Source organism: Cohnella massiliensis, assembly GCF_900169535.1.
Classification (GTDB): domain Bacteria; phylum Bacillota; class Bacilli; order Paenibacillales; family Paenibacillaceae; genus Cohnella; species Cohnella algarum.
Genome location: NZ_LT821259.1, coordinates 1,220,314 through 1,245,457 on the forward strand (window position 1 = coordinate 1,220,314; position 25,144 = coordinate 1,245,457).

The following is a 25,144-nucleotide window of genomic DNA, read 5'->3' on the forward strand; positions in this document are numbered from 1 at the left end:
GAAGCCGAAAGTTGGGCGAGCGTTGCGGAGTTGGCGGCAGCGACTTGCGTCTCGTTGCCGTTAGCGCCAAGTCTCTCGAACCGGAAACGAAGGAGGAGACGTCATGAACGAAACATTCGATTCGTTGGCGACCGGCGAACGGCCGGCAGGGTGGTCGTATACCCAGTTGGAAGAGGCGTTTGCTATCGTGGCGGAAGTTCCGGATTCGACCCGCAAAAGCATGCAGATCAGCAAGGCGGCTGCCACGGACGTCAGCTTTTATGCGAGGACCCCTTTTCCGTCGGGATTGGAGAAAGCGTCCGTAAGCGTTCGGGTCATGGCAATGCAGACGAATGCGCTCGTCTACGCGCCTTCGCTTCTGGGCGGAAACGGACAGGCGCTCGTCCAGTTCGGCTTCAATAGCAACGGCTACATTTCGTATTTGGAAGGAACGAGATGGATCCCTCTCCAGCGCTACGAAGCAGGCCGCTGGTACGATTTTACCCTGGCGCTTGATACGGTTTCGCAGACCTACGATATTTCGATTGACGGCGTGCTGACGAAAGCGCGAATCGGCTTTCAAACGTCCGCGGTTATCGCGCAATTGCAGATCGGCATTTTCCGGACCGACGCCGGCACCGCGTATTACGACAGCATCGGCATCAGCCCCTATCGCGCCGTGCAACAACTGACGGTACAGCCGGCTTCCACCCTTCTCGAGGTCGGCGATCGCTTGGGCTTGGCCGTATCGTTCGAGCCGGCGGACGCGACGTTCCGTTCAGTCGAATGGAGTTCGAGCAATCCGCTCGCGGCGAAAGTGGATGCGAACGGGATCGTGACCGCGGCAAGCTCGGGCGAAGCCGTCATCGCGGCCACGGCATCGGACGGCGGCATCCGGGCGACGAGCGTCGTCCAGGTGCAGCCTTCGGACATCGTGCTAGGCGAATTGCTGCACGAGACGTTCAACCGCCAGCCGATCGGATCGCCGCCTGCCGGCTGGTCGTTCACGACAACCGACGGGGCTTTCGCGGTAATCGCCGAAGCTCCGTCGACATCCGGCCAGGCCATGCATATCGTCAAGCCGATTCCGACGGACTCGAGCTTCTATGCAAGGAACGTCCTTTTGCAGCCCGCCTCCAAAACGACGCTCGTCGTCCGGGCGATGGCGATGCAAAACAACGCGATGGCATACCCCGCATCGGTCATCGGAACGAACGGGCAGTCGGTTGCGCAAGTCGCGTTTTACAACGACGGATATTTAGCGGTGCTCGTCGGCACGACATGGCAGCGGGTTCAGCCTTACGAGCCCGGCCGCTGGTACGAGTTCCGGCTCGAGCTTGACGCCGATGCCGGGACCTACAATTTCTTCATCGACGGGTCGATCGTCCGAACGCGGCTTCCGTTTCTCAACCCCGTCGCCCGGATCGAACAATTGCAGTTCGGAATCTATCGAACGGAGAGCGGGGCGATCTATCTGGATTGGATCGCCGCTTACGACTACCGCGCCGTCGAAACGATCGGGCTGGAGCCGGCGGAGTTCCGGCTGTCCGTCGGGAACCGGCAGCAGGCGACCGCGAGGATCATGCCGGATAACGCCGCTTTTCGATGCGTCGAATGGAGCTCGAGCGATCCGGGCGTCGCCGAGGTGGATATGAACGGAATCGTCACGGGCAAAAGCGCCGGGGAGGCGACGATCACGGCAACGTCGGCGGATGGGAGCCTGAGCGCCTCCGCAGCCGTCGAAGTCTTTTACCAGCCGGTTACGGGAATCGAATTGAACGCAGCCGAAGCGACGCACCCGGTCGATTCCATCCTCGATCTTGAAGCGATCGTGCAGCCGGCGAATGCGACGGATCGGGGCGTGCGTTGGAGTTCGAGCGACGAAACCGTCGCCGTCGTCAACGAGGAAGGGGAAGCGTTCCTCGTCGGAACGGGCACGGCCGTCATTGCCGCCGTGTCGAACGATGGCGAGTTTCGCGCGGAATGCGCCGTAACGGTCGTTCCGCGAACCGTGCAAGCGGACTATTACGTGTCTCCTGACGGCGACGACGGCAATCCGGGGACGGAGGCGGCCCCGTTCGGGACGCTGGAGCGGGCTCGCGATGCCGTCCGGGCGATTCAGCGTCCGCTGATCGGGGACGTGAGGGTCATTCTTCGCGGCGGAACGTACGCGCTGAACGATACGTTTGCGCTGGACGAACGGGATTCGGGCTCGAACGGCTACCGCATCGTCTATCAGGCTTATTCCGGCGAGAAGGCGGTGATCGGCGGCGGCAAGGCGATCACGGGATGGACGCTGCACGATCCGGAGAAGAACATTTACCGCGCCTACGCGGGCGGCGATATCGAAACCCGCCAATTGTACGTCAACGGCGTGCGGGGCATACGGGCGCGAAGCGCAGGCGGACTTTCAAACGCGACGTGGGACGACGGCGTGGTCGGCCATACGACGACGGATACGTTTCTGGCCGAGTGGGGGAACATATCCGATATGGAAATGGTATACAAATCATTGTGGACCAATTCGCGCATGGGCGTGGAATCGATCACCGCGGAGAACGGGATTGCGACGATCAAGATGAAGCAGCCCGGCTGGTATTACGTTACGCATAAAGGAAGCCATTCGGCCAAGGCGCCCTGGTATTACGAGAACGCCTACGAGCTGCTCGACGAGGAAGGCGAATGGTATCTTGACCGGACGACCGATACGTTCTATTACAAACCGAGGGAAGGAGAGGATCTCGCTTCGGCCGAGGTTATCGCTCCGGTTCTGGAGAAATTGATAACGGCGGAGGGCAGCAGCCTGGATGCGCCGATCCGGGACGTTCGGTTCGAAGGGTTGAGCTTTGCTTATACGACCTGGCTGCATCCGAACGGAAGCATAGGCCACCCGGACGCCCAGAACAATCACATCCGCACGAACGGCATCGACACCCTTCCCGATGCCGCCATAACGGTCAGAAGAGCGAACGGCATCGTCTTCGAGCGGAACGAATTCAGCAAGCTCGGTTCCACTGCTTTGAAGATGGTTCAAGGCGTTCGCAACAGCATGATCCGCGGCAACAAGTTCTATGATCTTTCGGGCGGGGCGGTCACTATCGGGGAACCGACCCGCAACGACCCCGCCATCTTCGATCCGCCGGACAGCCGGCTGCTCATGAAGAACAACGACGTCGTCAACAACTATATTCACGACATCGGGGTCGAATATCGTTCGGCTTCGGCCATTTCGGCCGGATTTCCGGTCGATATGGACATCAGCCACAACGAGATATTCAACATTCCGTACAGCGGCATTCATATCGGCTACGGCTGGCAATTTATTCCGACGTCGGCCATACGGAACGTGAGAATCGAGCGCAATTTCATCTACGACCTGCTCGGAGCAGGCCTCTACGACGGCGGGGCCGTCTATACGCTCGGAGGAACGGGAGGCACGGCGGATTCGCCAAACGTCATCGCGGAAAATTATATCAAAAACCAGATGAATCAATCGGGCGCGCTGTACCCGGACGAAGGGTCGACCTTTTGGCGAATCGACCGCAACGTGGTCGATCTGCGCAAATCGACCTTCTGGGAGAACCAATTCGTGCCGCGGTGGCTGCACATCTGGACGAATTCGATCCGCGAAATCACGCTGGACGGCAACTACACCACGACGGCCTATTTGCAGAACAGCGGCGTCGATATCCGGATTACGGATACCCGCGTTTATCCGAACGGCCAATGGCCGCAGGAAGCGCTGGATATTATCGCGCGATCGGGATTGGAGGCGGAGTACCGGGATATCGGGGAAATGCGGCTAGGCGAGGTAGCGGCTCCGGAAACGGTCAATTTGAATAGCGGCGAGTTTTTCGATTTGCCGATCGCGGTGCTGACGCCCAAGGGGGAGCCGTTCGACCTCGGCAACGTGACCCGGATCGAGTACGGATCGGAAGATGCCGGCGTCGTCCTCGTGGACGGACAAGGAAAGCTGACGGCCGCAGGCTCCGGAAAATCGAAGGTTACCGTGGCGGTCACGGCAGGAAACACGACCGTGACGGCGACAGTAAACGTATATGTCGACGACCGGTTGGACCGGATCGAACCGGCGCGTCCCCATGAAACTCCGGTTCACGTCCTGCTGGACTCGTCCAAGCGATTGGAGACGATCGTGCTTTCTCTGTACGGACAAATCCTTTCGAACGCGACGCTGCAATTCGCCAGCCGCGATCCCGACATCGTATCGGTCGATGGCGACGGATGGCTCGCCGCTCATCTCCCCGGCGCGTCGATCATCGACGTGACGGCCGCTTATGAAGGAGCCGTCGTGACCGAATCGTTCGCCGTACAGGTCATCGATTACGAGGGCACGGCTCTAAACGACGCGATCGCGGATTTCGATGCCTGGCTTCTCGACGGCCACGGAACCAAGTCCGGGGACGAAAACTCGATAACGCTGTTTACCCCCGGAGTAACGCCCAGCGGATTCGCCACGTACCAGGGAAGAACGTACGGAGACGACCAGCTTGTCTTCTTCATGAACATCGAAAGCATTGTCGGCTGGCCTTCGATCAGCCTGCGGAACCGGCAGCCGGACCTGAGCATCTTCGATGCCGGCAACGAAGCGTATATGATCACGTTCAAGCCGGACATCATCGAGGTTCAGCGATTCAATGCCGGCGTGCGAACCGTGCTGTTCGGCTTCATCGAAGGACAGCTCGGAATCGGCGGAGAGGCCATTCCCAACCGCTACTTTACGTTCGGCCAGGATATGCTGGTGCAGACGGCGGCCGTGAACGAGGCCGGGGGCGTGAGGCTGACGCTCCGCGTCAACGGATATCCGGTCATGGATTTTCTCGACGAAGGAGACGGCCGCATCGCGGAATCGGGGTACTTCGGCGTCTATGCGAAGTCGGGCAACATTACGTTCCGCAACGTTCCGATCGATACGACGCCTCCCACGACCGTCGACGATGCGCAGCCGGGCTGGCACCGTCAGGCCCAGACGATTACGCTGACCGCGACGGACGACAGGGGCAGCGTGGCGAAGACGATGTACAGCCTGAACGATGGGCCTTTTGCCGAAGGCAATACGATCGCGGTCGACGGCGAAGGCGCGCATACGATTCGCTATTACAGCATCGACCGAGCCGGCAATCAGGAGGTCGTCCGGCAGACGCAGGTGAAGATCGACCTGACGCCTCCGACGATCGAGATCTCCGCTTCGGCGATCGGCCCCGCGGGAACCGTTCCCGGTCCGACGTTCGGTCTTACCGACCGGATCCAGGTGAGCGTATCGCTGGCCGATGCGTTGAGCGGCATCGCGAGCGGCAACGCCACGCTCGACGGGGAAGCGGTCGCCCTGGCGTTCGTTCTGGAACCGATGGAGCTGTCCATCGGCAGCCATACCATCGCGGCCGAAGCTTTGGACCATGCGGGCAACGAAGCCGTCGGGCAGTATGTGCTGGAAGTGCAAATGGACTTGTCCCAACTGAAGTCCGTCCTGAAATATGCCGGTCAAATGGGCTGGATTCGAAACAGGCTCGTCTTGCACAGCCTGCTGGCCATGGCCGATTACCTGATGCGGCAAACGGACCGGAGGAAATTGCTTATTGGCTTGAAAGCGCTGGAGAACATGGTAAGGGCATTATCCGGCAGACAGATCGACGCGGCATTCGCCGACAGGATGATCGAGGAGATTATTCCGCATCTGGCCAAACCGTAACCGGGCCTTCTGCCGGATGCCCGCGAAGGAAAGGTGAATTAGACGTGAACGATCCATTGGAACGGTATGCATTCGATCTTCGCAAAAGCACGGCGCCTCCCAATCATATCGGCGTCGGCAGCCTGTTCGGAGTGACGTCGCCGCTGCACGGGACGGTTATGGGCGTTATCGGATGTTTTTCTCCCCCATATGCGGCAGGCGAGCTGCTTCTGAGCGTACGGCTGGAGGCGGATGACCGCTTGATCGACGATGCCGGAAGTCTGGGCAAGGACGATTGCGGCCTGCTGCCGGCCGCAATCGTCTGGCGGCCGGACCGCATCGTGCGAAGGGGGACCTACCATTGGCGGAGAGAGGGCAAGACGCTGTCATTCTCCGTCGTCAGCGAGTTGGTCCCGCTGTCCGGAGCCGCCGGCTTCGTCCTCGTCATCCGGGCGAGAAACCGCAGCGGAAGAGCCGTCCCGTTGCGAATCGTCCCGCGATTGGATCCCGGTCGGGTGAGAAAGGTCCCGCTCGGCGAATGGAATTTCGTCCCCCCTTCCGGGGGACGACTGCCGACAAGCCGGGGCGACGGGATCTGGGAGAGCGAAGCGGTTCGAATCTTGCTGCGGCATGAAGGCCTTGCTTTTCATCCGGATCATGGCGAAGAGGCCGTCTGTCGATTGGCCGTCGTGCTGACCGACGCCGGAGCCGATGCCGAATCGGATGTCGCGGAACCGAGCCTGGCCGAGCGGGAAGACGAGACGACCGTGCGGTGGCGGCAGCGAATTCGCCAAGCGGAAGAAAGAGTGCCGCGGCTGGAGAGCGATATCCCCGGACTGGAAGACTATTACCGGCGTTCGCTGATCAGCGGACTGATCTGCCTGTGGGAGCATCCGCTCTTCAAAATCCAGCCGCTGCCTTCCGTATCCGGAATGGACGGAGGAGGCATCAACAGCTATCCGTGGGATGCCGCGGGTTACGCGGGGCAAGTGCTGACGATGCTGCTCGGCGCGGACAAATCGATGGAGTACCTGCGTTTTATGGAAGAAGGGGGAATCGACCGGCACATCAGCTTCGCTCCCGACGGAACGGGAGACAAGCCGTTCGCTTACTCCTACAGTCTGTGGTCGTTCGTTCATTTCGCATGGTCGACGTTCTGCCAGCATGGGGCCGATCGCGAATGGTTTTCCGTCCTTCGGCGGGTGCTGGAAGTGGATGAGCGTCGTCTGTCCCGGCACGGAGATCTGCTGGATTACGGGGAGCAGCATCATTTGCTGGAAATGCGCGGCAGCGGCTACGAACATGTCGTTTGCAGCCCGAACGCCGAACGGGCGTGGTGTTACGAGCGGCTGGGCGAGCTGGCGGCATTTTTCGGAATGGAGGGGGCGGCCGGGTGGAAGGAGCGAGCGGACCGGATTCGGGAAGCGATTCGCGAGGAATTGTGGGACGAATCCGCCGGCTGGTTTCATAGCGTATACCCGGACGGACATCGCGAGCTCGTCTATTCGATCCAGGCATACGACGCGCTGCGCATGGGGGCTTGCACTCCGGAGATGGCGAAGGCATTGTTGTCCCATTTGCAAGATGGGAAGTTTCTCGGGCCGTATGGCGTATCCAGCGTTTCCGCCGAAGACGAGCTGCACTATGAATTGAACGACCCGGATTGGTCGGGAGGCGGAAGCTTCGCCGGCGAGGGTCCCATTCTGGCGCAAACGTTGTGGGAGACCGGCCACCCGGACTTGGCCTGGGATGTGCTCAAGCGGCATTTGTGGATGGGGAGCCACTTGCCTTATTTCCCGCAAGAACATTATTGCGACCGTCCCATGACGCCTGCCCACAAGCGTGCCAATAACATTTCGGGTTTGGCCGGAGTCCAGGCTATCCTATTCGGCATGGCGGGCATGCGGCCGCAGCTCGACGGCAGTCTCCTGGCATTCCCCCGGCCGCCGGCCGAGGGCCGCGTGACATTGATTGGCTATACGTTCCGCGGGCATCGCATCGACGCGCACATGGAGCCGGGTTACTGCCGAATCGATCGCGACGGGAGCTGCATTTACGAAGGCGCGCCGAAAAGGATCCGAGTGGTGTAGTTCTTATTGCTTAACTTTGCTTTGGCAGACCCGTTTGCTGCGGTCGGCAATCCGGCGCAATCCGGAGTTTGACGGAGGCGATGCGAGCTTCGTTTGAGGAAGGCTGGATACGGTCCGTCATTCCGAAATAACGGTCGATCGAGGCTGGAATCGGCTCGTCATCCGAAATAGCGGTCTGTCAAGGCCGCTATTGGCGAAATATCCCGCAATACGGTGAAATAACGGCCCCGTTGAGGCCGTTATTTCGTTTGGGGGAGGCCGGAATCGGCTCGTCATCCGAAATAGCGGTCTGTCAAGGCCGCTAATTGCGAAATATCCCGCAACGCAGGGACATAACGGCCCGCTGAGGCCGTTATTTCGTTTGGGGGAGGCCGAATCGGCTCGTCATCCGAAATAGTGGTCTGTCGAGGCTGCTATTGGCGAAATATCCCGCAACGCAGGGACATAACGGCCCGTTGAGGCCGTTATTTCGTTTGGGAGAGGCCGGAATCGGCTCGTCATCCGAAATAACGGTATTGGAGGAAGTCATGACTGGCTTCGAAATCACGGGCTGCCTCTGACGACGACAACCGGAAAGACGGTGTCCCGGCTTTGCGGAGCCAGGCTTGTTGATTAACCACGAAATGGCAGCCAACAAATCGCTTCTCGCTTAAGGCTCATTTTCTTCCGCTAACGGAGATGGGGTTCGCTATTTTGACAAAATCGTGCATTTTCAAAATGTAATGGAGCTGAGCGCCCTTATTTCCTCATTTTCCCCCGTTTACGCGTCGAATTTTCGTTAATAGCGTACTCCAGTTCCGTTACATTCTCCTAAACCTGAATTTCGACGAAATAAGGTCTCTGCCATCCGTTAGCGCGCTGCTTGCCGTCCTTTCAACCGAACAATCCGTCGATCAAACCGATGGGCCGGCAGAGGAGGATAATGCCGGTTTTCGATCGGGAATGGACTAGCCCCCCATTGTCCACGCCACAAAATTTGGTCAATCAACAGGCATACTGCGGCAAACGTATCCGTCCTGCAAAACTCACGTCCGGCAAAGAAGACCAGACATCCGGTAAAGCAAACGTAAGACTCCGGGAGGGCGGCCGCCTCGGCCAGATCCGGATTCGCTTTCGGGAACCAAAGATGTGCGCGAAAGAAAATTAAAGTGAAAAAGATCGGCAAGCCTTTTCCCGTTATTTCAGCAATCCATGAGAAATGTTATCCGCGCATTCCTTATATACTTACATCGGAGGAAAAAGAATAAAGGTTGTTATTGACTTATTAAACTGTAACCATTAAATTAACAGATAGCGGTGCAGAAAAAGCTCCGCGTAAATAAACCTACGGATAGGGTAGAGGGAGAGAATTCATGAAAAAGTACAATACTCGCGCGATCATGGCGTCTTTGCTGATCTGCGGCTTTATCGGCATGTTCAGCGAAACGGCGCTCAACATCGCCATAAGCAATCTGATGGAGGTGTTCCAAATTTCGGTGGCGACGGCGCAGTGGCTGACGACGGGGTTCCTGCTGACGCTGGGTATTCTGATGCCGCTGTCCGGATTGCTCCTGCAATGGTTCACGACGAGGCAGCTGTTCATCGCCTCGGTGACGAGTTCCATCATCGGAACCTTGATCGCGGCGCTCGCGTTCAATTTCGAGATGCTGATGATCGCGCGCGTCCTGCAGGCGGTCGGAATGGGGCTCTTGATTCCGCTCATGTTCAATACGATTCTGGTCGTCTATCCGCCGGAGAAACGCGGCGCGGCGATGGGATTCGTCGGTCTCGTCATCATGTTCGCTCCGGCGACCGGGCCGACCGTGGCGGGCATTATGATCGAATATTTGACTTGGCATTTCATTTTCTGGTTGTCGCTTCCGTTCCTCGTGTTCGGCTTGCTCGTCGGCCTGAAAAATCTGGAGAACGTCACCGAAGTGACGAAACCGCGCATCGACCTGCTGTCCGTCCTCCTGTCTACGCTCGGCTTTGGAGGCGTCGTTTTCGGCTTCAGCAAAGCGGGCGAAGGGGAGGAGGGATGGACGAATCCGGTCGTCGTCGCATCGATCGCCATCGGTCTCGCCGCGCTTGCGCTGTTCGTGCTTCGTCAGCTGTTCATGCGAGAGCCGATGATGAATTTGCGCGTGTTTAAGTACCCGATGTTTATCGTAGGACTGCTGCTTGTGCTTACCTGCATGATGATCATTTTGTCCAGCATGATCATTTTGCCGATGTATTTCCAGAAAGGCATGGAACTTTCGGCATTTGCCGCGGGCCTGATGCTGCTGCCGGGCAGCGCGCTGAACGGGTTCCTTTCGCCTCGCATGGGCAAGCTGTTCGACAAATACGGTCCGAAGTGGCTTGTCCTGCCCGGGCTTGTCGTCGTGGCGGCCGCGTTATGGTTTTTCTCCGGCGTCACTCCGGCTTCCTCGGTCGCGCTCATGATCTCGCTGCATATTTGCCTCATGATCGGCATTTCGATGGTATTCATGCCGGCGCAGACGAACGGTCTGAACCAGCTGCCGCCGGAACTTTACCCGCACGGCACCGCGGTCATGAACACGTTGCAGCAGGTGGCGGGCGCGGTCGGAACCGCCGTCGCGATCAGCATCTTGACGCACGGCATGGAGCGGTATCTCGGCGCGTCAGCGGCTCCGAACGAGGCCGCCGAGGTGGCGAACGCGATGGCGTCGGGCTCTCAGAACGTGTTTCATTTCGCCCTGATCGTGACGTTGTTCGGGCTGGCGATGGCCTTGTTCATCCGCCGCGTCATCGTGTCGCACCGGGCGATGCATCCGTCGCATTGAGCGGCGTTTAGGCAAGCACTGAACCGGAAGCAACAAGCACTCCGAAGCGGAGTCTTGTTGCTTTTTTTTGCGGTTTGTTCTTATGACGAGCGACCATCCCCATTAAGATTTATCCTGATTCCGCAGCGGAAGCGGAGGCGGGGCGGCCGGCAGCTCGATCTCCGCCTGCATTCCCTGCTCGGGGCTGCTTGCCAGCCGCAGCTCGCCGCCATGCGCCCTGGCGATGCGGGCTACCATCGGCAAGCCGAGCCCGCGGCCGTTCGCCGCGCGGCGCCGCTGCGTCGAGGCGTACGGCAGCTCCAGCAAGCCGGACAGGTCGCCGGCCGCGACTCCCTTGCCGTCGTCGGCTACGATCAGGGAGCAGGTGCCGCGTTCCGGCGACTCGCTCGTCCGCAGCACGATCCGGCAGCCTTGCGGATTGTGATCGATGCTGTTGTGCAGCAGGTTGAGCACGGCCCGCAGCAGCAGTCGCTCATCTCCGGCTGCGACAGTCCGCTCGCCGGGAACGTCCAGCTCGAGCGCGAACCGTTCGTCCAGCCCGTTGTTCAATACGTCCGACGCTGCCCGGCGCGCCAGCGCCGCGAGGCGGATCGGCTTGACATCGAGCGGCTGCATCTCGTACTCCAGCATCGATACCAGGTTCAGATCGCTGACGAGCGAGCGCAGCTTCTCGGCCTGGCGCCGGATAATGCCGGCTTTTCTTCGCTGCTCGGACGGCACGTCGGCGCTGTCCTCCAGCTCGCTCGCATAGCCGAGCACCAACGAGAGCGGCGTGCGGATATCGTGGGAAATGCCGGCGATCCAGTTGGAGCGCGCTTCGTCTCTCGTTTTGAGAGCGGCGTTTTTCCGCTGCAGCAGCGCGGAGGTGGCGTTGATGCTGCTCGCGAGAGAAGCGAGCATGCCGCGCGGTTGGATTTCAACGCCTCGGTCGTGCGGCAGCGCATGGATTCCGCGGATCAGCGGCCGGATCGACCGGATGAGCAGCGCGCCGATCGCAAGCGACAACAGAAGCGCCAAGGCAAGGTTGGCGATGACCAGGACGACGGAGCGGAATGGCAACTCGTGCAGCCAGGAGACAGGAAAGTCGACGGCGTACTTGGCGATGCTGCCCTTGGGATAACCGACGACGAGCAACCCGCTTTCGTGCTCCCAGACGAAAACGGGATAGTCCATCAGATAGTGTCGGGACATTCGCGCCACGTCGGCAAGCGAGTAGACGCGGGGCAGTTCGTCCGGCAGCGCGTAGCTCCAGACGGCGGTCCCGCTTGCGTCCAGCAGCATGGCCCAGGCGCGGCTCGCTTTCAATTGCCGCTCCGCCTCCGCGCTCAGCGCGAAGCCGCCGCCGTCCGCCGTCAGCCCTTCCGCCGTCAGACGTACGGTGTCGGCGGGCGGTTGTCCGCCGCGCATCCCCTTGAACAGCCACGCGCCCAGCATGACGAAATTGACGGCAAGCAACAAGACGGAGATGCAGAGGGTCGCGCCGACGAACCGCCGCAAGATAGGGGCCGCCCCGTCCAACCTCATTCTTCCGTCTCCATAGGGGCCGCTCCGTCCATGTTCATTCCGCCGCCTCCAGCTTGTAGCCGAGCCCTCGGACGGTCAGCAAATACCGCGGCGCCGACGGCGCGGCTTCGATTTTCTCGCGAATCCGGCGAATGTGCACCATCAACGTGTTTTCATAGCTGTCATACTCATCTCCCCAAACGGCCTGGCAAAGCGCGTCGCTCGTGACGATGCGTCCCCGGTTTTCATAGAGCTTGAGCAGCAGCGCCCGCTCTTTGGCCGTCAACGGCTGCTCGCCGTCCGGTCCCCGCACCGCGGCGCCGTCCAAATCGACCGTGTAACCGCCGAGCCGGAAAGCCGGATGCCGCCCCTCCGTCGGAGCGGCGTACACGCGGCGCAAGACGGCGGATAGCCGAAGCGACAGCTCGCGCGGCAGGAACGGCTTGACCATGTAATCGTCCGCGCCGAGTCCGAGCCCGAGCAGCCGATCTTCATCCTCGCCTCTTGCGGACAGGAACAGGTCGGGAATCTGCGAAAATCGCCGAATCGCGGTCAGCAGGGCAAACCCGTCTCCGTCCGGCAGCATGACGTCCAGTATGGCGGCATCCGGCTTCTGGGACCGGCAAACGGCCAGCGCTTCCTCGCTGCTTGCGGCATGATAGATGCGAAAGAAACCGTCCTTGCGCAAAAAGCCGTCGATCATCTGCCGAATGTCGGGATCGTCGTCAGCCAGCAGTATCTTTTTTCCTCTCCATTCCTCCATCATGGACGGCCCTCCTTCTCTGTCACCATTATACCGGGCCGCGCCGGCCGAGAACCATGCCCCCGGACGGATTTAAGGCTGCCGTAAGGCAGGCTTCAGCTCGGCGTAGGAACACCGTGTCATACTTGGGTTCGAAATACGACGCATACGACGCAGGGGTCCATCCAGACGGGAGTGAATTCGGAACATGAACGCGATTATATCCACAAACGGACTGTCCAAAAAGTACGGCGACGCTTACCGGGTCCGCCAGGTCGACCTGACCGTGTACGAAGGGGAAATCTACGGCTTCCTCGGGCCGAACGGCGCCGGCAAGTCCACCACGCTGAAAATGCTGCTCGGCCTCGCGAAGCCGACATCCGGCCAGATCCTCGTCTTCGGCCAGGATCTGCGCAAGCACCGCCGTTCCATCCTCGCCAGGACGGGCTCGCTGATCGAGTCGCCCTCGGCTTACCACCACCTGACCGGCCTGGAAAATATGCGGGTCATGCAGCGGCTGCGCAACGTGCCGGAGCGCAACGTGACGGAGGCGCTGCGAATCGTCCGCCTCGAAAAGCAAAAGGACAAGAAAGTCGGCCATTATTCGCTCGGCATGAAGCAGCGGCTCGGCATCGCCATGGCGCTCATGGCCTTCCCGAAGTTGCTCGTGCTCGACGAGCCGACGAACGGTCTCGATCCGGCCGGCATCGGCGAGATTCGCGAGCTGATCCGGTCGTTGCCGCAGCAATACGGCATCACCGTGCTGCTGTCGAGCCATTTGCTGTCGGAGATCGAGCAGACAGCCACGTCGGTCGGCATCATCAGCGACGGGCAGCTGGCTTTCCAAGGCAGCATGGAGGAGCTGAAAAGCCGCAGCCGTTCCCATATCGCCGTGCGAACGCAAAACAACGAAGCAGCGGCGCGGCTGCTGGCCGCCGAAGGGCTGGCGCCATCCGGCGGCGGCGACGGGTACTTGACGTTTCGCGAATGGAGCGACGCGCAGGTCGCGCACTGCAACCGGGCGCTCGTCGGCGCCGGCATCGACGTCGTCCGCATCGAGGAGCGCAAGCGCAGCCTGGAGAGCATCTTTCTGGAGCTTACGGGGAAGGAGAGCAGTCTGTGATGCACGCGATCCGACTTGAATTTTACAAGCTGCGCCGCAAGCGGCTGACGCTCATGTTCGCGCTGTTCCTGGCCGTGGAGCTGGGCTGGGCTTTCGCGTCGCTCAGCATGTCGATCGCCCGCCGCCCGGACAATGCCGGCTGGCCCGCCGCCATTGCCACGGTCGCCTCGATGAACGGCCTGTTCCTGCCCATCTTGTCGGCCGTTATCGTATCCCGCATATGCGACATGGAGCATAAGGGCCAGACATGGAAGCTGCTCATGTCCGCTGCCGTCGCCCGAAGCCGCATCTATGCCGCCAAATACATTGCGGCTTGCCTGCTTCTGGCGGTTGCCGTCGCGCTGCAGGCGGCGGGCATCGCGGCATTCGGCATGGCCCGGGGCTGGGCCGAAGCCGTGCCGGTCGCGCTGCTGCTCCGGTACGCGGCCGGGACGATGCTCGCCACCGCGGCGATCGTCGCGCTGCAGCAATGGCTGTCGCTCGCCGTCAAAAACCAGGCGTTCGCGCTGGCGCTCGGCATGCTCGGCGGCTTCGCCGGCATGACGGCGGACTTATTCCCCGCCGGAATACGCGCCGGGCTCATCTGGTCCTACTTCACGGGCTTAAGCCCGGTCACGTTCGGCTACATCGACGAGACGATGAGATACGTGCTGCGCGACATCTCTCCCTCGCACGCGCTTGCCGCGCTTGCGATGGGGGCAGCGGCGTATATCGCCGGCAGCATCCACGTTTCCCGGCAAGAAATATGATTCGCGCAAAGCCCGTTTCCTATTTCCCGAACCAGGAGGGATTTTATGCTCGCACGCTCCATCCGGGCGGAATGGCTCAAGCTGCGCCGCTCCCGCATTTGGCTTATTCTCGTATCGCTGCCGGCGATCAGCATGCTGATCGGCTGCGCCAACTATGCCTTCAACCAGGGCGCTTTGCAAAACGGCTGGTACAGCTTGTGGACCCAAGTCGGCTTGTTTTACGGGGAGTTTTTTTTGCCGATCCTTGTCGCCATCCTCTGCGCCTATTTATGCAGACTGGAACATGCGAACAAAAACTGGCATTTGCTCCTTACCGCTCCCGTTCCCGCCGCCCACCTTTTCATCGCGAAATTGGCGGTGACCGCGGTTTTGCTGGGCTTCGTACAAATTTTGTTCGCGCTGCTCTACATCGGCGCGGGCCTCGGCTTCGGCCTCGGCTCCGAATTGCCTGCGGCTCTCGCCGGCTGGGCCGTTCGCGGCTGGTGGGCCTCCGTTGCCATCGGCTCCGTTCAGCTTTGGTTGTCCATGCGGATCCACAGCTTTGCGGTGCCGATCGGCATCGGCGCGAGCGCCGTTTTCATCGGGTTGGGCCTGTACGTGGCCAAGCTCGGCCTGATTTTCCCGCACTCGCTGCTGACCATCGGCATGGGGGTGCTCAGCCAGCAGAGCTTGCCCGCCGCCGAAATCGGCCTGTTTTACGCCATGACCAGCCTGTACGTCATCCTCGTCTCCGCGCTCGCCATCCGCCGTTTGCGAACCGCCGATGCGGCGGCTTGACGAGCCGGGAGACAGGCTAAATCGATTTGCGGAATTCGTTCGGGGACATGCCGGCATAATTCCGGAAAAGCTTGATGAAATAACTCGTATGCTCGTAGCCGAGCCGTTGGGAAATTTCCGCGACGTTCAGATCGGATTGGTTCAACAGCTCCCGCGCCCGTTCCATTTTCGTGCGGGTGACGAATTCGACGAACGTTTCCCCGGTTTCCTGCTTGAAAATCCGGCTGAAATGAGACGGGTTCAAATTCAACCGATGGGCCATTTCCTCCATCGCGATCTTCTCGCCCAAATGGGTTTGGACGTATCGCTGGGCTTCCGCGATTTCCCTGCGCACGGTTTGTTCCCGAAGCGACCGGATTTCGACGGATTTTTGCTCGAGAAACGCGCAAAGCCATTCCAACAGGTGGTCCAGCGTTTCGATCGAAGCGATTTTCCGCTGAAGCAGCTCGGCGTTGAAGTTCGTGACGAAGTTCTGCATGACCGCGTACTTGAGCTGGAGTTCCATCGTTATTTTGAGCACCCAGCTTTGGACGGCTTCGACCGGGTAGGCCCTGTCTTCGATAAACTGCTTCCATTCCTTGACGGCAAACGCAATCCGGGCGTTGTCTCCGGCCAGAATGCAGTCTTTCAGCGCTTGCAGGGCTTTGGAATAATGGAGGAAGATATCCTCTTGCGTCGTCTGCACGGGCCGGATTTTCGCATATACGCGCTCGCCCGCATAGAAGCGGAACGTTTTCGCGTCGAACAGCTTTTGAATTTCTTTTTTCAATTGAATCAAATCCCGGATGACTTCGCCGCAAATAAACGAAATCCCGACTCGCAGATGCCGCTGCATCTGTTGCTGGACGCGAAGCAGTTCGACTCGAATATCCTCATGAAGATTTCGCTTTAATGTATGCGGGAAAGGGAACAGGAACAGGTACTGTCGTTCGTTCGGAACGAACAGAAAGCTTCCGTCGTAGCGGACTAATTCCTGCAAGGCGTTATCGATGACGAACTGCATGTTGACCGGCCCGCCGAACCGGATTTCCAATTCGGCGGCCCGTTCCGGCCAGGCGGCAACCGGAAGATAGGGAACGCCGTTTCGGAGTTGAATGCCGAGATTTTGCCATTCGTTCGCCCATTCCGCTTCGTTCCAGACCGGCTGTTCGAGGAATTTGCGGATAAGACCGGCGCGAATGGCGGAAAGATTTTGCCGAACCACGTTTTTGAGCTGGTGCCGGTCGTCTTCCGAGCGCTTTTCCTCGGTCAATTGGTTCGCCAACCGGCTAAGTACGGCAACGACCTGGTCGATCCGAAGGCTTTCCTTCAAAATATAATCGCTAACGTTCAGCTTTACGGCCCGCTGCGCATAGTGAAAATCTTCATGGCAGGACAAGATGACCGCTTTCAGCCGAGGGTTGATCGCGCGCGCCTTTTCGATTAATTCCAATCCGTCCATCACGGGCATTCCGATATCCGTTACGAGAATGTCCGGACGATGGATCCGGCAAGCTTCCCAGGCTTCGCCGCCGTTGGAACAAGTCGCCGCCAATTCCAGACCGAGCGCGGGCCAGGAAATGCCGGCGCTTAAATAATCCAGAACCGGATAATGATCGTCGGCGACGAGAACTTTAAACATGATGGCCGCCCTCCTCCTCTTGCCCGATCGGCAACAGCAGTTCCACGGTCGTGCGCCGGCCGCGCACGCTTTGAATTTTCATTTCAAACCGCTCCCCGTATACCAGCTTCAATCGGCTGTAAACATTATAAAGTCCGATGCCGGACGGCGAGACCCGTTCGTTGGATATCATTTGCTCGATCAGTTCCCGCTTTCGATAGTTAAGACGCTTTTCCAATTCCGCGAGCGTCTCGGGAGTCATGCCCAGGCCGTTATCTTCGACCGTTATTCGCAAGGCCGAACCGGCGGCTTCCGTCTTGATCGAGATCCTCCCGCCGTTTTGGGCAAAGCCGTGCTTATAAGCGTTCTCGATGATCGGCTGCAAAATAAAGCGGGGAACGGCAACGGAAAACGGGTCCCCATGAATTTCCCAACGGGTCTCGATCGGGAAACGCATCGCAAACTTCATTAAGTCCGTATATTGTTTGGCCGTTTCGATTTCCGCGTAAAGGGCGACGAATTCATCCTGCTTGGAAAGGCTCGCCCGAAGCAGCGAGGAGAGCGAGCCGACGACGAGCGCGGTTTCTTCGTCGCCCTTCATCAACAGCTTCAGGCGGATCGAGCTCAGGACGTTAAAAAGAAAATGCGGATGAACTTGCGCCTGCAGCAGCGCCATTTCCGCCTGCCGCTTCAGTTCCTGCTCCATCTTCACCTGCGCCAGGATTTGCTGGATGCGATCGAGCATAAAGTCGAACGAACGGCCGAGCCGGCCGATTTCGTCAGGTCCGCGAATGTTGGAACGAACGTTCAAATCTCCCGATTCGACTTTTTTCGCCGCTTCCCCGAGCGCCAGAACCGGCTTCGTAAAGCGCCGCAATAAATAGGTGAGCGCGAGCAAAAAGCCGATCGCGAACATGGCTTGCAGAAATAACATCGTTCGATACAAGCCGTTCAACTTTTCCGTAAGCTGCTCGTAAGGAGCCACGCTCACGAGCCTCCATCCCGCGAAACGAAGCGGGAGCGAAAGAAACAATTGATTTTCTCCGTCGACGTGAATGATTTCCGGCGAAGAAAGCGCCTCCCGCGGCAGCACGTTCCCGAACCGGTCTCCAATCCATTCGGCATTTCGATTCGAAAGAATTCGATCGTTTTCGTCCAGCAGAAACACGTCCTCTTCCATGCCGGCAAAGAGCTCCCGGATGGAGTTTTCCGTACGGCTTACGATCAGGTAAGCGAAGGGCGGATGATCGAGCGTCTCGGTTAATGCCCGCGCGGTCATATACACATATTTCTGTTCCGGGTACAGCGGAGGCAGGTAGTTTTCCAGTCCGCCCAGAAATAACGTCTCGTAAGCCGTCAGGCGTTCCGCCCTCGAAAACCAGTCCTGCCGGAAAAAGCGTTGCGGCTCGAAGTCGTAAAACGAATAGTCGGAATATGCCCGGCCGTCCCTCGTCAGCAAGGTCAGGCGCAGGTCCCGCTTCTCGCCGGCGATTTGCTCCAACCGGGTCGTCAGCTGCCTCGCGGCGACCGGGCTGCCTTTCGCCTCTTCCAATAGCGTTTTGATTTCCGGATCGAATTGGACGAAGTTGGATATGGAAACGATTTCCTCCAGTATCGCTTCCACTTGAGACTGCACGATCATGAGAGATTGCATGGCTTTTCCCAGCGTGTGCTCGCGAATAATGATCTTGGAGTAGACTCCGGTCGTGTACAGCATGCCGATCGCGGGAAGCACAAGGCAAGCAATCGAAGTCAGCATCAGTTTCTGCCGCAAGGACACAGGCTTTAAGTTGGTTCGGATCCCCATTCGCTTTTTGCCACCTCGCCCATGAAGTAATCGGTTACATTATAAAGCAATACTAAAGCATTCCGCGGAAGGAATCATTCAACATTTTTTGCTATGCGGAAAAAAATATCGCAAAAATCTTTTTCGTTTAGAAAAATTCGTTTCATGCTTGCCGGATTCGCCGGACCTATAATGAGAGAGGAACAGAGAACGACAACGAGGTGACGAGGGTGCGGCAGGCAATGGAAGGAAATGTTGAACGGGGATTCGGCAATGATCTTGCCCGACGGATTCGAAAACGAAGGCTTTACGAAACCGTTACCGGTTATTTGTTTATTTTGCCGATGCTGGTTCTGACGATGACGCTGGTCGTCGTTCCGATTCTGCTATCGGGCGCGATCAGTTTCACGGACTGGAATTTCATCGCGGGCATCGGCGGACTGAAGTTCGTCGGATTGGACAACTACATCGATCTGTTTCGGGACGAGGCGTTTCATCGCTCCTTGCGAAACAACCTCGTGCTGATCGCGGTCGTTCCGGCGTCGATGTTCATAGCGATGGCGTTGGCCGCTTTGATCAACAAGGGAACGTATTTCAAAAACGTTTTTAAAGTCATCTATTTTATGCCGTTTATTTCGAGCATCGTGGCGATCGCGTTGCTGTGGAGAGTGCTGTTCCACCCGAACAGCGGCCCGATTAACGGTTTCCTGCGGTCGATCGGCATCGAGAATCCGCCGATGTGGCTGGCGGATCCGAATTACGCGCTGCTGGCCGTCATGGTCATCATGGTTTGGACCTCGCTCGGCTTTAACATGATTATCTATCTCGCCGGGCTGCAAAGCATTCCCAAGGATCTGTACGAAGCGGCCGACGTGGACGGCGCTTCGCCGGTTCGCCAATTTTTCAACATTACGCTGCCCATGCTTTCGCCGACGACCTTTTTCCTGCTCATTACGGGGGTTGTGGGATCGTTCAAGGTTTTCGACCTGATCATGGTGTTGACGAACGGCGGGCCGGCCGGTTCGACCTCCGTCATCGTCTTCTACCTGTATGAGGCGGCATTCGTGAATCTGGAATCCGGCTATGCGTCCGCCATGGGCATCGTTCTCTTGATTCTGATCTTGTTCGTGACCTTGATCCAATGGGTCGGTCAGAAGAAGTGGGTCAATTACTAGGAGGTCTTGACACATGAATTCCATTCGCCTGAATCGGGTCGTCATCACGGCGCTTATGGGCATCGCGGGCATCTTCTTTATCCTGCCGTTCCTCTGGATGCTGTCGGCGTCGTTCAAGCCGGAGCTCGAGGTGATGACGTACCCGATTCAATGGATCCCGAGCACCTGGAAGATCGTCGAAAACTACAGCCAAGTGTGGCTGGGCAGCATCCCGTTCGGGCTTTATTATTTGAACAGCATCAAAGTGACCTTGCTGACGACCGCGTTGTCTCTGATCATTTCCGCCATGGCGGCCTACGGATTTTCAAAGGTCCATTTCAAAGGACGAGACGCGGTCTTTATGCTGGTGCTCGCCACGTACATGATTCCGCATCAGGCGATTCTCGTGCCGCAATTTATTATGTTTCGCTGGATCGGACTGTTCGATAACCACCTTGGCCTCGTGCTGCTGGGCGCTTCGGGGGTGCTGGGCACGTTTTTGCTGCGGCAGTTTTTCATGGGGGTCCATAACGAAATCATCGAGTCCGCCAGAATCGACGGAGCGAATCACTGGACGATTTTTTTCCGGATCGGACTGCCGTTGGTCAAGCCCGCGCTTGCGACCTACATGATTCTCCGGTTCATCTGGACCTGGAACGACTATCAGAATCCGCTCATTTTCCTCCGCACCGATTCGTTGTTCACGCTGCAGCTCGGCATCCGCAAATTTGCCGATTTTAACGGCGAATTTTATTCGCTCATGATGGCGGGAGCCGTATCCGCTATTTTACCGTTGTTGATCATCTTCGTCGCAGGCCAAAAACAAGTCATCGAAGGCGTGGCCTCGGGAAGTGTCAAAGGATAACTATTTTTCAAAAACAGGGGGTAGTCGCATGTTGAAAAAAAAGTGGAGCCGCTTGCTCGTCGCGTCCGCAATCCTTGCGCTCATCGGTTCGGGATGTTCTTCGGGTTCGGGGGAAAACAGCCAGGGGGCCGGCTCGAACGGCGGCGCGGCGGAGGGTGCCGCAATCGCAACCATCAAGCTTCATACCTGGTATCCGAAGAAAACCGACAACTGGGATGTCGTCATCGCGGAATTCGAAAAGAAATACCCGGATATCAAAGTGGAGTTCGTTTCCGCGGAAGACAACAATTCCAACGAATATTACAAAAAGCTCGATCTCGCCGCCGCCTCCGGGGAAGCGCTGGATGTGGTCATGTTCAGCAATATGAATTTCCTTAACCAGCGCATGGAGCTCGGCATGCTGGAACCGCTGGACGGTTACCTGGAACAAGAGGGAGTCGTTCTCGAAGACGAGTATACGCTGGACACAAGGATCGCGGGAAAAACGTACGGGCTGCCGGGCAAATCCGTTATGCCCCTGGTGCTCATCAATGAAAACCATCTCCGGGAGGCGGGGCTCGAGCTTCCGAAGGATTGGACGTGGGACGAGTTCATGCAATATGCCAAGGCGATGACGAAAACCGAAGGCGGCAAAACGAGATACGGCACCTATTTCCATAGTTGGGCCACGGTAGCGTACTTTATTCAGAATATGAATCAAGCCGTCGGTGCGAATCTGACGACGGACGACGGAACGAAAGCGAACGCGGATACGCCGTACGTTCGCAAGTCGCTGGAGCTTCGGCTGCAAGGGGAGAAGGAAGGCTCCGCAACGCCGTATGCGGAAGTCGTCAGCCAGAAATTGAACTACCGCCCGCAGTATTTCAATCAGGACGCCAGCATGCTTTCGATGGGCTCGTTCCTCGTTCCGGAGGCCGGGGGGACGGAGCAGGTGCCGGCAACGTTCAAAACGGTGTTCGCTCCCCTTCCGAAGGCGAACAAGGAAGATCCGATTTCGGGCAATGCGAGCGGCGATGTGTTGGGGATCTACAGCAAATCGAAGCACAAGGAGGAAGCCTATGCGTTTATCCGGTGGTATACGACGGAAGGAATCGCGCTGCAAGGGAAGTACTTTCCATCCTGGAAAAAAGCGGATTTGAACGAAATCGTCGACACCATCATTGCCGGCACGAAGACCCCGGAAATGATCGACAAGGAATCGCTGCTTTACGTCCTTGAAAATACGAAGCAAACGACGGCGGCGGTCGCGGTGCCTTTCCATGCGGAGCTGGAAAAAGCGTTCGTGGAGGAATTCGACGCGATGATGCTGTCGGGTCAGGACCTGGAGACCACCGTTAAAAATGCCCAGGAACGCATTCAGAAAATCATCGATTCCAAATAGGAGGGACCCCGATGCTCTACCCGATTGTGACCGCTTCCCGGTCTGTCATCGATTTAAACGGAATTTGGAATTTCAAGCTCGATTCCGGCAACGGATTCGCCGATAAATGGTTTGAACGGCCGCTCTCCGACACCATCCCAATGGCGGTTCCTTCTTCATACAATGATGCAGGCGTAACCGCCGAGATTCGCCATCATGTCGGCTGGGTTTGGTACGAACGGGAATTTGTCGTGCCGAACGCGCTTTCCTCGGAGCGGATCGTTCTCCGGTTCGGCTCGGCCACGCATGAAGCGAAGGTTTACGTCAACGGTACGCTTGCCGCCCGGCATGTCGGCGGGTTTACGCCGTTCGAGGCGGAAATCAACGGGCTGCTGACCGCGGGAAAAAATCGGCTTACCGTTGCCGTTTATAACGTGCTGGACGAATCGACGTTGCCCGTCGGCAACTATACGGAGCAAGAGGTTGAGGGGCTAGGCAGAATTGTTCGCAATCGTCCGAATTTCGACTTCTTCAATTATGCGGGACTTCACCGGCCGGTGAAAATCTATACGACGCCCTGGACCTACGTTCGGGACGTTGAAATCGTATCCGACGTGCGGGCTGACGGTTTCGCCGCGGTAAGCTATAGGGTGGATCTCAGCGGCGAGGCGGAGACACGTGTCAGCATTCTGGATGAGGACGGGGCGGTTGTCGCGGAAGGCGAGGGGGCCGGCGGTAGCCTGATGGTCGCGGATGCGAAGCTCTGGGAACCGCTGAACGCGTACTTGTACAGGCTGAAAATCGAGCTGCTGCAAAGCGGCGAGCCGGTCGACGAGTACGAGCTGCCCTTCGGAATCCGGACCGTGGAAGTGAAGGAAGGCAAGTTCCTCATCAACGGAAAACCGTTTTATTTCAAAGGCTTCGGCAAGCATGAGGACTCCCCGATTCACGGCAGAGGATTTAACGAACCGGCCAACGTGACGGATTTTCGGTTGATGAAATGGATCGGCGCCAACTCGTTCCGCACGTCCCACTATCCGTATTCGGAGGAGCTTATGCGGTTGGCCGACCGGGAAGGGCTTGTCGTCATCGACGAGGTGGCGGCCGTCGGCCTGCATTTGAACTTTATCGCGATTCACTCGAACGGCCCGAAGCGGAACACGTGGGAGGAAATCAAAACCCATGAGGCCCACCGGCAGGCGATTCGCGAGTTGATCGCGAGGGATAAAAACCATGCATGCGTCGTCATGTGGTCGATCGCCAACGAACCCGCGACGGCGGAGGACGGGGCGTACGAGTACTTCGAGCCGCTCTTCCGGCTTGCGAAGGAATGCGACCCGCAAAAGCGCCCCGTCACCGTGGTGACCTTGCAGGAGGGAAGTCCCGAGCATTGCAAAGTATCGGACTTGGCGGATGTTCTGTGCTTGAACCGCTATTACGGCTGGTATGTGGAAGGCGGGGAGTGGGAGCTGGCCAAAGCCAAGCTGCGCCGGGAATTCGAGGGTTGGACCAAGCGCTGTCCGGATAAGCCGATCCTCATGACGGAGTATGGCGCGGATACGATCGCCGGGTTCCACGATGTCGATCCCGTCATGTTCACCGAGGAATTCCAGGTCGCGTTTTTGCAAGCGAACCATGAAGCGTTCGACGAATGCGCCAATTTCGTCGGGGAGCACGTCTGGAACTTTGCCGACTTCAATACGAGCCAAAATATCATTCGGGTTCAGGGCAACAAGAAAGGGGTCTTCACCCGCGACCGCAAACCGAAAGCCGCGGCGCACGAGCTGAGAAAGAGATGGCATTCCATTCCCGATTTCGGTTATAAATCGTAAAAGCGGCCAAGCGTTAATTTTCGAGACGCGAGGAATCGCAAGGCGCCGACATGACAGGGCTGTCTCAAAGTCTTCGGACTTGGGGACGGCCCTTTTTGCGATCGCCGATTCTATCGGGAAGCGAGTCGTTTCCGGGAACGGGCAGATTGCCGAGGTTCGTTTCGGTAAGGTAGAATGGGGGAAACATCAACGAATTGGAGGCGGGGACATGGCGCTGCCTTACGAAGAATTGGCGACGGAATTCGCGAGAGTGCCGCTCGACGTGTTCGGCGTTTATCGCACGGAACTGACGGCAGGCACGGTTTACGCCGGCCATGTCCATCGCCCGACAACGATGTGCGGGGTCGTGATGGGGCTGCGGGGAGAGGCCGACTTCATTTTCAACGGGAAGGAACGCTACCGTCTGGAGCCGGGAACCGTGCTTCTTGGCGGCCTGGACATGCGGCTTGAAATCGAGGTCGGGGGCGAGGGCTTCGAATACGGCCTCGTGCATTACTTGCCCGCAGCCGGGGCATCCGGGGACTTGCGGAGGCTGACGGACGTGACGATGCTCCGCGTCGGCTCGGATCCGGAACTCGTTCGGCTGCTCGAGCAGCTGCTCGCGGCTTCGTCTTCTCCGGGGAGCATGAGCCTTTTGGAGAAGAAGGCGTTGTTTTACCGGCTGCTGAACACTTTGCTGCTGTCGGAACGGCTCGTCCGGAACAAGGAAAGCTACGAGATGATCGACGACGCGATCGGCTTCATTCGAACGCACTACATGGAGCCGCTGACGCTGGACATGCTCGCCGGACGCTACCATATGAAGGCCAAGTATTTTTCCTATCTGTTTCAGAAATATACCGGCATGGGCCCGATCGACTATTTGATCCGGTACCGGATGAACCGGGCCAACGAGCTTCTTGTCACGGGCCGGTTCCCCGTTTCCGCCGTCGCCCGGAGCGTGGGCTATGCCGACGCCTATTACTTCAGCCGTCTCTTCAAGAAGCATAAAGGCTTGCCACCGGGCAAAGTCGGCTTGCAACGAAGGCGAAATAGTCCATCTTAAGTTCGGGAAAATCTCCATTTCCATAGGGCGGACATGGTGGTAATGTTATCAATGGGAGTGATAATGA

15 protein-coding genes are annotated in these 25,144 nt (G+C 58.3%); 11 read left to right on the forward strand and 4 right to left on the reverse strand.

Features of this window, described 5'->3' with window-relative positions; translation table 11 throughout:
- The first annotated feature begins 103 nt into the window (after positions 1-103).
- From B7E11_RS19440 to B7E11_RS19450, 3 genes are all read left to right on the forward strand, one after another.
- Positions 104-5,686 carry an Ig-like domain-containing protein gene (locus tag B7E11_RS19440; RefSeq protein ID WP_080837697.1) on the forward strand — a complete coding sequence of 1,861 codons (5,583 nt, stop codon included), beginning with the start codon at positions 104-106 and terminating at the stop codon, positions 5,684-5,686.
- A 44-nt stretch (positions 5,687-5,730) separates the two neighbouring features.
- A complete protein-coding gene (locus B7E11_RS19445; RefSeq protein WP_080837700.1) occupies positions 5,731-7,755 on the forward strand; it encodes an MGH1-like glycoside hydrolase domain-containing protein in 2,025 nt (674 codons plus the stop codon).
- A 1,352-nt stretch (positions 7,756-9,107) separates the two neighbouring features.
- Positions 9,108-10,541 (forward strand): DHA2 family efflux MFS transporter permease subunit, encoded by a 1,434-nt coding sequence (locus tag B7E11_RS19450; protein ID WP_080837702.1) that lies wholly within the window; start codon positions 9,108-9,110, stop codon positions 10,539-10,541.
- 102 nt (positions 10,542-10,643) lie between these two features.
- On the opposite strand, the gene B7E11_RS19455 is transcribed toward B7E11_RS19450, so the two are convergent.
- Positions 10,644-12,059 (reverse strand): sensor histidine kinase, encoded by a 1,416-nt coding sequence (locus B7E11_RS19455; RefSeq protein ID WP_080840895.1) that lies wholly within the window; start codon positions 12,057-12,059, stop codon positions 10,644-10,646.
- Between the two features lie 40 nt (positions 12,060-12,099).
- Complete coding sequence (locus B7E11_RS19460) at positions 12,100-12,807, reverse strand: response regulator transcription factor (RefSeq protein ID WP_080840896.1); 708 nt, start codon at positions 12,805-12,807, stop codon at positions 12,100-12,102.
- Positions 12,808-12,994: 187 nt separating this feature from the next.
- Here B7E11_RS19460 and B7E11_RS19465 point away from each other — a divergent pair, with 187 nt between their 5' ends.
- From B7E11_RS19465 to B7E11_RS19475, 3 genes are read left to right on the forward strand one after another with little or no spacing between them, the layout of a single operon-like run.
- Entirely contained in the window at positions 12,995-13,909 is a 915-nt protein-coding gene (locus tag B7E11_RS19465) for an ABC transporter ATP-binding protein (protein WP_080837705.1), read from the forward strand.
- Positions 13,909-14,658: an ABC transporter permease gene (locus B7E11_RS19470; protein ID WP_080837708.1), complete on the forward strand. Its 750-nt coding sequence runs from the start codon at positions 13,909-13,911 to the stop codon at positions 14,656-14,658. The genes B7E11_RS19465 and B7E11_RS19470 overlap by 1 nt, the downstream gene beginning before the upstream one ends.
- Positions 14,659-14,703: 45 nt before the next feature.
- A complete protein-coding gene (locus tag B7E11_RS19475) occupies positions 14,704-15,435 on the forward strand; it encodes an ABC transporter permease (protein WP_080837711.1) in 732 nt (243 codons plus the stop codon).
- Between the two features lie 16 nt (positions 15,436-15,451).
- Here B7E11_RS19475 and B7E11_RS19480 read toward each other — a convergent pair whose 3' ends face one another.
- Positions 15,452-17,056, reverse strand: a complete 1,605-nt coding sequence (locus tag B7E11_RS19480; protein WP_080837715.1) for a response regulator transcription factor — start codon at positions 17,054-17,056, stop codon at positions 15,452-15,454.
- On the reverse strand, positions 17,049-18,842 hold the full coding sequence (locus B7E11_RS19485) for a sensor histidine kinase (RefSeq protein ID WP_080837717.1): 1,794 nt from the start codon (positions 18,840-18,842) through the stop codon (positions 17,049-17,051). Before B7E11_RS19485 ends, B7E11_RS19480 begins: the two co-directional genes overlap by 8 nt.
- 221 nt (positions 18,843-19,063) lie before the next feature.
- Here B7E11_RS19485 and B7E11_RS19490 point away from each other — a divergent pair, with 221 nt between their 5' ends.
- From B7E11_RS19490 to B7E11_RS19510, 5 genes are all read left to right on the forward strand, one after another.
- A complete protein-coding gene (locus B7E11_RS19490; RefSeq protein ID WP_080837720.1) occupies positions 19,064-19,996 on the forward strand; it encodes a carbohydrate ABC transporter permease in 933 nt (310 codons plus the stop codon).
- A gap of 13 nt (positions 19,997-20,009) precedes the next feature.
- Positions 20,010-20,840 (forward strand): carbohydrate ABC transporter permease, encoded by an 831-nt coding sequence (locus tag B7E11_RS19495; protein ID WP_080837723.1) that lies wholly within the window; start codon positions 20,010-20,012, stop codon positions 20,838-20,840.
- A gap of 28 nt (positions 20,841-20,868) precedes the next feature.
- On the forward strand, positions 20,869-22,221 hold the full coding sequence (locus B7E11_RS19500; protein ID WP_080837725.1) for an ABC transporter substrate-binding protein: 1,353 nt from the start codon (positions 20,869-20,871) through the stop codon (positions 22,219-22,221).
- Between the two features lie 11 nt (positions 22,222-22,232).
- Positions 22,233-24,032: a beta-glucuronidase gene (gene uidA / locus B7E11_RS19505; RefSeq protein WP_080837728.1), complete on the forward strand. Its 1,800-nt coding sequence runs from the start codon at positions 22,233-22,235 to the stop codon at positions 24,030-24,032.
- A gap of 208 nt (positions 24,033-24,240) precedes the next feature.
- Positions 24,241-25,077 carry a helix-turn-helix transcriptional regulator gene (locus B7E11_RS19510; RefSeq protein WP_080837730.1) on the forward strand — a complete coding sequence of 279 codons (837 nt, stop codon included), beginning with the start codon at positions 24,241-24,243 and terminating at the stop codon, positions 25,075-25,077.
- Positions 25,078-25,144 lie beyond the last annotated feature (67 nt).

Bases quoted from the DNA above. Each gene is read 5' to 3' on its own strand.
- B7E11_RS19440 (WP_080837697.1), top strand. From the start codon at position 104: ATGAACGAAACATTCGATTCGTTGGCGACCGGCGAACGGCCGGCAGGG.
- B7E11_RS19460 (WP_080840896.1), bottom strand. From the start codon at position 12,807: ATGGAGGAATGGAGAGGAAAAAAGATACTGCTGGCTGACGACGATCCC.
- B7E11_RS19480 (WP_080837715.1), bottom strand. From the start codon at position 17,056: ATGTTTAAAGTTCTCGTCGCCGACGATCATTATCCGGTTCTGGATTAT.
- B7E11_RS19510 (WP_080837730.1), top strand. From the start codon at position 24,241: ATGGCGCTGCCTTACGAAGAATTGGCGACGGAATTCGCGAGAGTGCCG.
- B7E11_RS19465 (WP_080837705.1), top strand. From the start codon at position 12,995: ATGAACGCGATTATATCCACAAACGGACTGTCCAAAAAGTACGGCGAC.
- B7E11_RS19500 (WP_080837725.1), top strand. From the start codon at position 20,869: ATGTTGAAAAAAAAGTGGAGCCGCTTGCTCGTCGCGTCCGCAATCCTT.
- uidA (WP_080837728.1), top strand. From the start codon at position 22,233: ATGCTCTACCCGATTGTGACCGCTTCCCGGTCTGTCATCGATTTAAAC.
- B7E11_RS19495 (WP_080837723.1), top strand. From the start codon at position 20,010: ATGAATTCCATTCGCCTGAATCGGGTCGTCATCACGGCGCTTATGGGC.
- B7E11_RS19470 (WP_080837708.1), top strand. From the start codon at position 13,909: ATGCACGCGATCCGACTTGAATTTTACAAGCTGCGCCGCAAGCGGCTG.
- B7E11_RS19450 (WP_080837702.1), top strand. From the start codon at position 9,108: ATGAAAAAGTACAATACTCGCGCGATCATGGCGTCTTTGCTGATCTGC.
- B7E11_RS19490 (WP_080837720.1), top strand. From the start codon at position 19,064: ATGGAAGGAAATGTTGAACGGGGATTCGGCAATGATCTTGCCCGACGG.
- B7E11_RS19485 (WP_080837717.1), bottom strand. From the start codon at position 18,842: ATGGGGATCCGAACCAACTTAAAGCCTGTGTCCTTGCGGCAGAAACTG.
- B7E11_RS19475 (WP_080837711.1), top strand. From the start codon at position 14,704: ATGCTCGCACGCTCCATCCGGGCGGAATGGCTCAAGCTGCGCCGCTCC.